Genomic DNA, 11,738 nt, shown 5'->3' with positions numbered 1-11,738 from the left:
GATGTTGTTCGCAACACCACCAACCGCATGAGAGGAATAATACAAGGTCGGATTACGGCCCGCAGGGCCTAATCCGACCTACGATTCTATTCACTTGAGTACCAGCTTCAGCGCCGGCTTTTCGCCATAATCGTCATAACGCTCATTGATGCCGGCGATACAGAACGTGATTTCTTCCAGTAAATCAGGCACTTGCGCCTGCATTGCCGGCGCGTCCTGCACGACGATTTCCAGCACCTCGTTCGGCTTCAAACGGAACTGCGTCATGTTTTCATCGTCGCGCAGATAGCTGAGGCAATCGACCCAGGCATCCATGCTGTTGCCGTAGAACGCGGGGAAGCCGAAGGCTTGCACGCATTGCGCGTGGAAGCTCGCTGCGTCGGTGATGTCTTTTCCATTCAGGATGGCAGTGGCCATGGTCTTCCTCAGTTCTTCAGCGACAGCACATCCTGCATGTCGTACAGGCCGGTCGGCTTGTCAGCCAGGAAACGCGCGGCGCGCAGGGCGCCGTGGGCGTAGGTGACGCGGCTGCTCGACTTGTGGCTGATCTCGATGCGCTCGCCGATGCCGGCAAACAGCACCGTATGGTCGCCGACGATATCGCCGCCGCGGATGGTGGCAAAGCCGATGGTCGACGGGTCGCGTTCGCCCGTCACGCCTTCGCGGCCGTACACGGCGCATTCCTTCAAGTCGCGGCCCAGGGCGCCGGCCACCACTTCCCCCATTTGCAGGGCCGTGCCCGACGGCGCATCGACCTTGAAGCGGTGATGCGCTTCGATGATCTCGATGTCGTAGCCTTCGGACAGGCTTTTCGCGGCCAGTTCCAGCAGCTTCATGGTGACATTCACGCCCACGCTCATGTTCGGCGCGAACATGATGGCCGTCTTTTCGGCGGCGGCGGCAATGGCGGCCTTGCCCGCGTCATCGAAACCGGTGGTGCCGATGATCATCTTGATGCCATGCTCGGCGCAATACGCCAGGTGCTGCAAGGTGCCTTCTGGACGCGTGAAATCGATCAGGAAGTCGGCGTTCGCCAGGCCCTTCGCCAGGTCGGACTCCGTCAACACGCCGGCAGGCTTGCCGAGGAAAGCGGCCGCATCCTGGCCGATCGACGGCGAGCCGGCACGATCGAGCGCGCCAGCCAGCACGGCGTCCGACGCATTGCTGACCGCTTCGATCAGGATATGGCCCATGCGGCCGCTGGCGCCAGCGATGGCAATTTTCAGTTCAGTCATTTTATTCTCTTACAACAACTTATTTGGTGGGTTCGGCAGCGGGTGCAGGCTCGGCGGCAGGTGCGGGGGCAACTTCCGGCTTGCTCACAGGAATGGCTGGCGCGGCATCGGCTGGCACCGGCACGGCGCTCGGCGCCACGGGCGATGGCACGACTGCGGCAGGCGCGTCGGCCTTGGCGACCTTCGCGACCTTGGCGAACGGCGACGGACCGGCGATGCGATCGATGTATTCTTTCTCCGTCGGCAAGTTGCCGCCTTCGAAACGTTCAACCTTGCCATCCTTGCCGAAGTACACGACCACGCGGCTGCTGGTGGTTTCGCCACTGCCCCGGGCCAGGCGGAATGGATAATCCCAGCGGTCGGCATGGAAGATATCGGTCAGCAGGGAGGTGCCGAGCACGAAACGCACCTGGTCGCGCGTCATGCCCACTTTCAACTGGGCCAGCATCTCTTCGGAGACAAAGTTGCCTTGTTGAATGTCAGGACGGTATGGCGAGAAAAACCACATGAATTTTTGCAGCGGCGTGATGGTGGTCGTTTGTGCGCCCTGTTCGGGAACCAGTTCCTTGCCTTCTTTTTGAGCAGCTGCCGGCTTTTCGCCCAGGATGCCACGGCTGGCGCAGCCGGACATGGCCAGCGCGACACAGACCATGCCTGCCACGACTGGTGCTCGAAATGAAATACGGTGCCAGAGAGATGGCAATACAGCCGGTGTTACGCGCATAAATGACCTCAATTGGATGAACAAAACGCCAGGAGTGACCGGCCCGCCAAAAAAAAGCATATTTTGGCACTCCCCGACAAAACGCTATATGATAAAGCACCTGACCCACATACGAGCAACAAACATGAGTAACAATCCTAGTGATCTCAAGGCAAGCGGCCTGAAAGCCACCTTGCCACGCCTGAAGATACTCGATATCTTCCAGAGTAGCCCGGTACGCCACCTGACAGCGGAAGACGTCTACAAAATTCTGCTGGCCGACAATATGGATGTCGGTTTGGCAACTGTCTACCGTGTCCTGACGCAATTCGAACAGGCAGGCTTGCTCAACCGTAACCATTTTGAAACCGGCAAGGCGATTTTCGAGCTCAACGAAGGTTCCCACCACGATCACCTGGTGTGCCTCGACTGTGGCCGGGTCGAGGAATTCTTCGACGAAGACATCGAAGTCCGCCAGCAAAAAGTGGCCGAAGAGCGCGGCTTCAAGATCGCCGAACACGCCCTGGCCATCTACGGCAACTGCATCAAGACGGCTTGCCCGCACAAAACCGCCTGACCACAGCTGGCCGCTCCCACGGGGCGGCTGGCGCGCCAGGCATTACGATCAATTATGGCTGAGTGCGCTTGACAGCAATTTAGCCGTGATATCGACAATCGGGATGACGCGTTCGTAGGCCATGCGCGTCGGTCCGATCACTCCCAGCGTCCCCACGATCTTGCCGTTGACTTCATACGGCGCCGTCACCACGCTCATCTCATCCATCGGCACCAGGTTCGATTCGCCGCCGATGAAAATCTGCACGCCCGTCGCCTTGCTCGACACGTCGAGCAGCTGCATCAAGCCCGTCTTTTGCTCGAACATGTCGAACATCTGGCGCAGCGAATGCATGTTCGATGACAGATCGCTCACGCTGAGCAAGTTGCGCTCGCCGGAAATGACCATGTCGTCGCTATGGTCGGCCATCGCTTCGCTGCCCGCTTCCACGGCCGCCTGCATCAGGCTGCCCATATCGTCGCGCAGCTGGCGCAATTCGCCCTGCAGGCGCACGCGCACGGCGTCAAACGACAGGCCGCCATAATTCTGGTTGATGTAATTGGCCGATTGCACCAGTTGCGCCGGCGTATAGTCGGCCTCCGTCAGCAATAAACGGTTCTGCACGTCGCCGCCGGGGGCGACGATGACGAGCAGGATGCGTTTTTCGGACAGGCGCAGGAATTCGATTTGCTGGAACACGGATTCGCGGCGCGGAGTGAGCACGACGCCGGCAAACTGCGACAGCGACGACAGCATCTGCGCCGCGTTGGCGATGGTTTTTTGCGGCTGCGGCGTCTGCAGGCGCATGCGCGACTCCACCATGTGCTCGTCCAGATGCCGGACGGTCAGCAAGGTGTCGACAAAGATGCGGTAGCCGCGCGGCGTGGGGATGCGCCCGGCCGAGGTGTGCGGACTGGACACATAACCGAGCTCTTCCAGATCGGCCATGATGTTGCGGATCGTGGCCGGCGACAGGTCGAGGCCGGAAATTTTCGACAGGGCGCGCGAACCGACCGGCAGGCCGTCGGCGATATATCGCTCGACCAGGGCTTTCAGCAGTGTTTGGGCACGTGTATCGAGTTGCATGGTGTCTTATTTAAGCAAGTATTCTTTAAGCAAGCATTTTGTTAAGCAAGCGGCAACGAAAGCGGCCGAACATGCATCAACAGCGCCTATTATGCACGTTCGCCCGTCCCGCGGCGATCAATCTTGCTGCTGCAGCCATTGCAGCAACTCGTCAAAGTTGGCACAGATGGCGTCGGGCTGCACGCCGGCGGCCAGGTGCGCGTCGCTGCCCTTGCGGTTCATCCAGACGGCACGCATGCCGGCCCCCTGCGCTCCCGTCACGTCGAAATACAGGTCGTCACCGACATACACGGCTTCATGCGGCGCCACCTCCAGCGCGGCGCAAGCGGCCAGGAAGATGCTGGCGTCGGGCTTGGCCACGCCAAAGTCGCTGGCGGCGATCGATACCTTGAAATGCTGCGCCAGGCCGATAACGTCAAGGTCCGCATTGCCATTCGAGATCGAGCCGACCAGCATGCGCTGGCGCATCCAGGCCAGGCCCGGCAAGACGTCGTCATACGGCTGGACGCGATTGCGCGCGGCCAGGAAGTGCAGGATGGCCCCGTCGACCAGGGCGGGATCCTCGCCAGCAGCCTCGAAGGCGGCCAACAAGCCGGCGCGGCGCAACTCGATCAGATTGCCATGAAAATGCGGTTGTTCGTTGAGCATGGCCAGGCGATGCTGGCGCAGCACCTCGATGGAAAACTGCTGCGCCACCTTGGGCGCATGCGTGGCCAGCCAGTCGTGCAGCAGGGTTTCCGCGGCGGCAATCACGGGTGCGATCGGCCACAAGGTATCGTCGAGGTCGAACAGGATGGCCTTGGGCGGCACGGCGGGTTTTACAGGGGCAAGGGACATGGGACTCACTATGGGATGCTGCGTCACGCTGCGCAGGGTGCATCTATTGTCGCACCGATCGCCGCCGCCGGCATGGCTGCGCCCCCGTGAAATGGGGCCGGGCCAGCGCTTCCCGGCGAAAAATTGTTACAGGGTGATACAAGGCAAGGTCATCCTGCTTGCCAGATAGACTAAAATAGGCGCCATTCCAATGCGGCGCCAGCGTCCGCGTTGCGCTACCCAACCTAATTCGTTTTGGAGAATGTATGAAAAATTTGTACCTGCGCTCGATGCTGGCGGCGGCTTGCGCCGTCACACTGGCAGCCTGCGGCGGCAGCGGTGGCAACCTGTATCTGCAAGGCCAGGTTACCGGTCTGGCCAAGACTGGCCTGATTCTCCTGAATGACGGGGAACGCTTGCCGGTTTCCGCGGGCCAGTCCTCCTTTGTTTTCACCAAGCTGCTCAGTTCCGATGACCGCTACGATATCACCATCGCGGAACAGCCCAAGGGTGCCGTGTGCAAGATTGTCAATGGCACCGGCAAAGCATCGAGCTACTCCGTGACCACGGCCGTGGTGAGCTGCCAGACCAATTCCTACCCGCTGAGCGGCACGGTCACGGGCTTGACCGCTGACGGTTTGACCCTGGCGATCGGCAATACCAGCACCAGCCCGCTGACAGGCAGTACTGCCTATACGTTCCCGCATGTCGATGACGGCATCGCCTACAATATTTCCATCTCGTCGTATCCAACAGGCCAGACGTGCAAATTCGAGGCCTCTGCCAACACCAGCGCCGACGGCCGCATTGTCAACGGCACCATGGGTTCAGCCGCCACGACCAGCGCCGCACTGCACTGCACGCCGCTGTAAGCCACGCGGTTCGTCATCACTATATTGCATTGGAGAAATACATGAAGTTATCCTGCCTGCGCCCGATCGCCGCGCTGCTGCTGACCCTGGGACTGGCCGCTTGCGGTGGCAAGGCCTCGTATGATGTCAGCGGCACCATCAGCAACTTGAACACCAATGGCCTGATCCTGGCCAACGGCGGCGAAAGCCTGCCGGTTGAATCCGGCAAAACGTCGTTTACCTTTACCAAACGCATCGACTATGGCACCGACTACAACATCACCGTGCAGAAACAACCTGCCCACATGAATTGCGCCGTCGGTAACGGTTCCGGTTCGGCTGGTCACTATGTGAGCATTCAGGCAACAGTCACGTGTATGCAGAATTCCTACACGGTGGGCGGTACGGTGACGGGCCTGACAGCCGACGGCCTGGTCCTGATCAACGGTACGGCGCAAACCACGGTGGCCAAGGATAGCAAGACCTTCATCCTCGGGACGCGTATTGCCGATGGCGACAAGTATGGCATCAGCGTGTTTACGCAGCCGACCGGCCTGAAATGCGCTGTGGTGGAGAACACCGGCGGTATCGGCACCATGGGTGAAGCGGATGTGACGACCGTGCAGATCACCTGCAATCCGGGCTAAGGCAGTAGCGCTGGCAGCCGCAGCGCGGCTGTCAGGAAGAGATATCACGGAAATATATACTTGATATTCCAAAGATAAATTGGAGTTATATGTGGCGATGCAGCATAATGCATCTGTCTCCTCCAACTCTTCCAAGAATTGGATTTAGCCCGCTTTTACCAGCGGGCTTTTTTTTGCCCAAAATTCCTCAAACGGGTTTGTTCAACCCGGGCTGCAGCATCTGCACGATGCTGGAGAAATCCTGCTGCGCATAACCGGCTTGCGCATGCATCTGATACAACTGGCGCACCAGCCCACCCAAGGGCGTGGGCGCGTTGGCCGACAGGGCCGACTGCTGCGCCAGGCCCAGGTCTTTCAGCATCAGCGCCGTGCCGAAGCCGCCAGTGTAATTGCGCGACGCGGGCGTGCCCTCCATGACGCCCGGCCACGGGTTGTACACTTCCAGGGTCCAGTTGCGGCCAGAGCTCTTGGCCATGATGTCGGACAATACTTTTGGATCCAGGCCATGCGCCACGCCCAGGTTCAGCGCCTCGGCCGTACCGGCCATCAGAATGCCCAGGAGCATGTTGTTGCAAATCTTCGCCACCTGGCCTGCACCCGCCTCGCCCGCATGGAAGATGTTCTTGCCCATCTTTTCCAGCAAAGGCCGCGCCTGCTGCAAGGCCGCTACGCTGCCGCCGACGATGAAGGTCAGGGTGCCGGCCGCCGCGCCCGCCGTGCCGCCCGAAACGGGCGCATCGATCATCGCAAAGCCCCGTGCGCTGGCCGCCTGCGCCACCTGGCGCGCCACATCGGCAGCAATGGTGCTGCAATCGATAAACAAGGCGCCCGGCTTGGCCGAGTCCAGCACGCCACCGGCCGCCAGGTACAGTTCCTGCACGTGCTTGTTGGCTGGCAGCATGGTGATGACGGCATCAGCCGTCTGTACGGCCGCGCTGGCGGAGGCGGCCGCCGTGGCGCCCGCCTCGACGAGCGACGCCACGGCCGCTGGCACCAGGTCAAACACGGAGACGTGGAAGCCGGCGGCCACCAGGTTGCGGGCCATCGGCGCGCCCATGTTGCCCAGGCCGATAAAAGCGATATGTTGCATGTGTCTGTCTCCTGTTGTTCTTTTAATGTAAATCGGCCAATGGATGCTGCGTCCACGGCGCCGTGAAATATTCATTGAGATACGCATTGCTGACGTCGGCCAGGCTGCCCGGCTGCCACTGCGGCGCATTGTCCTTGTCGATCAGCAAGGCGCGCACGCCTTCCCGGAAATCGGCATGGGCACAGCATTGCACGGCAACGATCAGTTCTAACTGAAACACTTGCGCCAGACTCAGATGACGCGTGCGTCCGCGCATGGCCCAGACCAAAGCGGCCGAGCTGGGCGCACCCTTGTCGAGCGAGCGGGCCGCCTTCTGCAGCCAGGCCGAATCGCCGTCATACGCGGCAATGGCGGCCACCACTTCGGGCAAGGTCGGCGCTTGCGTCAAGGCGGCGATGGCGTCGAAGTTGGCGCGCACTTCGGAGACGGGCAACATGGATGCAGGGGCCGAGAAGCCGCGCAGCAAGCGGTCCAGCTGCTCGCTGTTCGCCTGCGGGCCGGCTTGCCATTGCGCCAGCGCCAGCGCGTCGAGCACCATGGCGCGCTCTTCCTGGCGCAGAAAATAGTCGCCGAGGCCCGCGAACAGTGCGTCGGCCGCGTTCATCGGCGCGCCCGTCAAGCCCAGGAACAGGCCGCTGCGCCCCGGCATGCGGCCCAGGAACCAGCTGCCGCCCACGTCGGGAAACAGGCCAATCGTGATTTCCGGCATGGCGATGCGCGTGCTTTCCGTCACCACGCGGTGGCTGGCACCGGCCATCAGGCCCAGGCCGCCCCCCATGACGATGCCGCCGCCCCACACCAGCAGCGGCTTTGCATAGGTATGGATGCGGTGGTCGAGCCGGTATTCCTCGGCAAAGAAAGCCAGCGCCTGCGGGTTCGGCACGATGCCCGGCTGCTCGACCACGGCAGTGCGCAGGCTGCGCACGTCGCCGCCCGCGCAAAAGGCCTTGTCGGTGGACGATTGCAGCACCACGCAGGCGATGGCGTCGTCACCTGCCCAGCGCACGAGGGCGCCATCGATGGCGCGTATCATGTCCAGGGTCAATGCGTGCAAGGACTTCGGTGCATCAAGGGTGATGACGCCCAACTTCATGCCGCCGGGACAGTCGCGTTCTTCCAGTTTCACTGTTTCAAGCAAGGTTTCAGCCACAGTAATTTCAGCCATTCTTCCACTCCGCCGGACGTTTTTCCAGGAACGCTTGCACGCCCTCTTTCTGGTCTTGCGTATCGAACAATCCCAGGAACAGGGTGCGTTCGTCGGGCAGGGAATCGACGAGCGGATGGCTGCGCGCGCCCTGGATCAGGGTCTTGCACGCCGTCACGCTGCTGGGACTTTGGCGCGCCACCTTGGCGGCCAGGACCAGCGCCGTGGCGGCAGCCTTGCCAGTTGGCACGACTTCCTCGACAAGGCCAATGGCCAGGGCCTTGGCCGCGTCGACGCGCTCGCCGCACAAGATCATGCGCTTGGCCCAGCCTTCGCCCACCAGCCACGGCAAGTGCTGCGTGCCGCCCGCGCACGGCAGCAAGCCGACGGACGCTTCCGGCAAGGCCATCTGCGCATGTTCCTCGGCGATGCGGATGTCGCAAGCGAGCGCGCATTCGAGCCCGCCGCCCATGGCATAGCCATTGATGGCGGCGATGCTGACGCCGCGAAACGCGGACAGCGCCTCGAACGCCTCGCCAAAGGCGGCGGCCATGGCGAATGCCGTGTCCTTGTTGCCGTCGGCAAACACTTTTAAATCCGCACCGGCCGAGAAGAACTTGGCGCCGCCGCCCGTGATCACGAGAGCGTACACATCCGGGTCGGCATTCAGGTCGGCCACCAGCTGCGTCAGCGCGTTCAGGCTGGCCAGGGTCCACGTGTGGGCGGGCGGGTTGTCGAGGGTCACCAGGGCCGTATGGCCACGGCGTTCCAGCAGCAGATTGGTATACACTTTGCTCATCGTAAGGTCTCCGTGGCGCCGTCTTTCAAAATCGCTCGCGCGACGATCAGGCGCATGATTTCATTCGTCCCTTCCAGGATCTGGTGCACCCGCGTGTCGCGCACGTGGCGCTCGAGCGGATATTCGCGGATGTAGCCGTAGCCGCCATGCAATTGCAGCGCATCGTTGGCCACATTGAAACCCACATCCGTGGCGAAACGTTTTGCCATGGCGCAATACGCCGTGGCGTCCGGGCTTTCCTGGTCCAGTTTCCAGGCCGCCAGGCGCACCATCTGGCGCGCCGCCACCAGCTCCGTCAGCATGTCGGCCAGCTTGAATTGCAAGGCCTGGAACTGCGCCAGCTCTCGGCCGAACTGCGTGCGCTCCTTCATGTACGCCTGCGCCCGTGTGAGGGCCGCTTGCGCCGTGCCCACCGAGCACACGGCAATATTGATGCGCCCGCCATCAATGCCCTTCATGGCAATCGCAAAGCCTTCGCCTTCCGCACCCAGCAAGTTACCAACAGGCACTTTCACCTGGTCAAAGCTGATGATGCGCGTGGGCTGGCTGTTCCAGCCCATCTTCTCTTCTTTCTTGCCATACACGATGCCGGGCAAATTGGCCGGCACGGCAAACGCGGAAATGCCGGCCGCGCCTTCGCCGCCGGTTCTCGCCATGACAATCAGCATGTCCGTCTGGCCCGCGCCCGAGATAAACGCTTTCGTGCCATCGAGTACATAAAAGTCGCCGTCCCTGACGGCTTTGGTGCGCAGGGACGCCGCATCCGATCCCGATTGCGGTTCCGTCAGGCAATAGCTGGCCAGCTTCTGGCCGGCGGCCAAGGCCGGTACCCATTCGTCGCACAGGGCTTCCTGGCCCCAGCGCGACAGCATCCAGGTGGCCATGTTGTGGATCGTGATGTAGGCAGTGGTCGAGGTACAACCACCGGCCAGTTCCTCAAACACGATGGCCGCATCCTGGCGCGACAGGCCCAAGCCGCCCCAGCGCTGCGGCGTGTACAGGCCGCAAAAGCCCATCTCGCCCGCCTTGGCAATGGTTTCCACGGGGAAAATCGATTCCGCATCCCAATGGGCCGCGTGCGGCGCCAGTTCGCCTTCGGCAAACGCGCGCGCCGCCTGCTGGAACTCGCGCTGCTCGTCGCTCAGTTCAAAGTCCATGGTCCAGCTCCTTACTTGAGGCTGATGGTGGTGTTGACCTTGCCCACCGAGGCCGCGTCCGTGAACCAGCGCTGGGTAATCGTTTGCGTCTGCGTGTAGAACAGCACGACTTGCTTGCCGAACGGGCCCAGGTCGCCCAGTTTCGAGCCGCGCGAACCCGTAAAGCTGAACAGCGGAACGGGCACGGGGATGGGCACGTTGATGCCGACCTGGCCCACGTCGATTTCTTCCTGGAAGTAGCGCGCGGCCGCGCCGCTTTGCGTAAACAGGGCCGTGCCGTTGCCGTTCGGATTCGCGTTCACCAGAGCAATCGCTTCATCCAGGGTATCGACTTCGACGACGATCAAGACGGGGCCAAAGATTTCCTGGTCATACACGACCATGCCAGGCTTCACGCCAGACAAGATCGTCGGTCCCACGAAGTTGCCGTTCGGATAGCCGTCGACCTTCACGTCGCGCCCGTCCAGGGTCAGCACGGCGCCCTGCTCGATGCCCTTGGCGACCAGGCTGCGCACGCGCTCTTTCGCCGCGCACGAGATGACGGGGCCCAGGTCAGGATTATCCTTGCCCGCGCCCACCGTCAGCGTTTGCGCCTTTTTAGAGAGTTCCGGCAGCCATTCGCGCGCCTCGCCCACCAGCACGGCCACAGAGGCGGCCATGCAGCGCTGGCCGGCCGCGCCGAAGCCCGCGCCCAGCAACTGGTTCAGTGTCTGTTCTTTATTAGCGTCCGGCAAGACGACGGCGTGGTTCTTGGCGCCCATCATGCATTGCGCGCGCTTGCCGTTCAGGCTGGCGCGCTGGTACACATGCGTGCCCACCTTGCTCGATCCCACGAACGAAATGGCCTTGATGTCCGGGTGGTCGCACAGGGCGTTGACCACGTCTTCGCCGCCGTGAATGACGTTCAGCACGCCGGCCGGGATACCCGCCTGCAAGGCCAGGCGCACGAGCTTTTCCGTCACGAGCGGATCTTGCTCCGATGGTTTCAGCACGAACGTATTGCCGCAGGCAATCGCCATCGGGAACATCCACAGGGGGATCATGGCGGGGAAGTTGAATGGGGTAATGCCGGCGCACACGCCCAGCGGCTGCATCACGCTGTAGGTATCGACGCCGCCGGCCACGTTTTGCGCGTATTCACCCATTTGCAGGGTGCCGATATTGGCGGCATGCTCGACCACTTCCAGGCCGCGGAAGACGTCACCTTCCGCGTCAAGCAGGGTCTTGCCCTGTTCCATCGTCAAGGTGGCGGCCAGGTCGGCCATGTTTTCGCGGATCAGCTGCTGCAGTTTCAGGAAGATGCGCGCGCGCGCGCCGATCGGCGTCTTGCGCCAGGTTTTGAAGGCGCGCTGGGCCGAGGCGATGGCGGCGTTCACTTCCTCGGGCGTGGCGAACGGTACCTTGGCCAGGACTTCCTGCGTGGCGGGGTTGACGACGTCGCGCCAGACGGTGGTTTGGGATTCCACCCACTCGCCGTTGATCAAGAGGGGGACGGTCGGAATTGCAGTTTGCGTGGTCACTCGGTGTCTCCTGGTGTGGGTATAGGTCTGTTTGCATTATTCGCACAATCGCTGCCGCAAACAAGGCGTGAAAATGCGAGATAATGCAAAGCTGAATCTGTTAATCTGCAAATGTTGTAAATTTGCAGATTCCA

General features: G+C 61.8%; 13 protein-coding genes. 3 read left to right on the top strand and 10 right to left on the bottom strand.

The features are described from left to right. Positions 1–90: 90 nt before the first annotated feature. Genes AC54AF_RS24790 through AC54AF_RS24780 form a run of 3 tightly spaced genes read right to left on the bottom strand, consistent with a single transcriptional unit; the run spans position 91 to position 1,887 of the window. Positions 91–417: a barstar family protein gene (locus AC54AF_RS24790; RefSeq protein ID WP_496638689.1), complete on the bottom strand. Its 327-nt coding sequence runs from the start codon at positions 415–417 to the stop codon at positions 91–93. An 8-nt stretch (positions 418–425) separates the two neighbouring features. Further along, the gene (gene dapB / locus AC54AF_RS24785; protein WP_496638688.1) at positions 426–1,235 is read right to left on the bottom strand and encodes a 4-hydroxy-tetrahydrodipicolinate reductase; all 810 of its coding nucleotides are present in this window, start codon (positions 1,233–1,235) and stop codon (positions 426–428) included. A gap of 19 nt (positions 1,236–1,254) precedes the next feature. After that, entirely contained in the window at positions 1,255–1,887 is a 633-nt protein-coding gene (locus AC54AF_RS24780; RefSeq protein ID WP_496638691.1) for an outer membrane protein assembly factor BamE, read from the bottom strand. Between the two features lie 196 nt (positions 1,888–2,083). Between AC54AF_RS24780 and fur the strand changes: the two genes are divergently transcribed. Beyond that, positions 2,084–2,515, top strand: coding sequence for a ferric iron uptake transcriptional regulator (gene fur / locus AC54AF_RS24775; protein WP_034778781.1), 432 nt, complete (start codon positions 2,084–2,086; stop codon positions 2,513–2,515). Positions 2,516–2,563: 48 nt separating this feature from the next. Here fur and hrcA read toward each other — a convergent pair whose 3' ends face one another. Then, positions 2,564–3,580 carry a heat-inducible transcriptional repressor HrcA gene (gene hrcA, locus AC54AF_RS24770; protein ID WP_496638687.1) on the bottom strand — a complete coding sequence of 339 codons (1,017 nt, stop codon included), beginning with the start codon at positions 3,578–3,580 and terminating at the stop codon, positions 2,564–2,566. Positions 3,581–3,697: 117 nt separating this feature from the next. Further along, complete coding sequence (locus tag AC54AF_RS24765) at positions 3,698–4,417, bottom strand: HAD family hydrolase (protein ID WP_496638686.1); 720 nt, start codon at positions 4,415–4,417, stop codon at positions 3,698–3,700. Positions 4,418–4,662: 245 nt separating this feature from the next. On the opposite strand from AC54AF_RS24765, the gene AC54AF_RS24760 reads away from it, so the two are divergent. After that, the gene (locus AC54AF_RS24760) at positions 4,663–5,268 is read left to right on the top strand and encodes a hypothetical protein (RefSeq protein WP_496638685.1); all 606 of its coding nucleotides are present in this window, start codon (positions 4,663–4,665) and stop codon (positions 5,266–5,268) included. A gap of 41 nt (positions 5,269–5,309) precedes the next feature. Continuing rightward, positions 5,310–5,894 (top strand): hypothetical protein, encoded by a 585-nt coding sequence (locus AC54AF_RS24755; protein WP_131689464.1) that lies wholly within the window; start codon positions 5,310–5,312, stop codon positions 5,892–5,894. A gap of 187 nt (positions 5,895–6,081) precedes the next feature. On the opposite strand, the gene mmsB is transcribed toward AC54AF_RS24755, so the two are convergent. From mmsB to AC54AF_RS24730, 5 genes are read right to left on the bottom strand one after another with little or no spacing between them, the layout of a single operon-like run. After that, positions 6,082–7,059, bottom strand: coding sequence for a 3-hydroxyisobutyrate dehydrogenase (gene mmsB / locus AC54AF_RS24750; protein WP_496638684.1), 978 nt, complete (start codon positions 7,057–7,059; stop codon positions 6,082–6,084). Then, positions 7,007–8,149, bottom strand: coding sequence for an enoyl-CoA hydratase/isomerase family protein (locus AC54AF_RS24745; protein ID WP_496638683.1), 1,143 nt, complete (start codon positions 8,147–8,149; stop codon positions 7,007–7,009). Before AC54AF_RS24745 ends, mmsB begins: the two co-directional genes overlap by 53 nt. Continuing rightward, complete coding sequence (locus AC54AF_RS24740; RefSeq protein WP_496638682.1) at positions 8,142–8,927, bottom strand: enoyl-CoA hydratase; 786 nt, start codon at positions 8,925–8,927, stop codon at positions 8,142–8,144. The genes AC54AF_RS24745 and AC54AF_RS24740 overlap by 8 nt, the downstream gene beginning before the upstream one ends. Then, complete coding sequence (locus AC54AF_RS24735) at positions 8,924–10,084, bottom strand: acyl-CoA dehydrogenase family protein (RefSeq protein ID WP_071075240.1); 1,161 nt, start codon at positions 10,082–10,084, stop codon at positions 8,924–8,926. The genes AC54AF_RS24740 and AC54AF_RS24735 overlap by 4 nt, the downstream gene beginning before the upstream one ends. Before the next feature lie 11 nt (positions 10,085–10,095). Continuing rightward, entirely contained in the window at positions 10,096–11,604 is a 1,509-nt protein-coding gene (locus AC54AF_RS24730; RefSeq protein ID WP_496638681.1) for a CoA-acylating methylmalonate-semialdehyde dehydrogenase, read from the bottom strand. Positions 11,605–11,738: the final 134 nt, after the last annotated feature.

The sequence above is a fragment of the Janthinobacterium sp. JF4 genome, from assembly GCF_059617925.1.
This window is presented reverse-complemented; position numbering and strand designations above follow the sequence as displayed.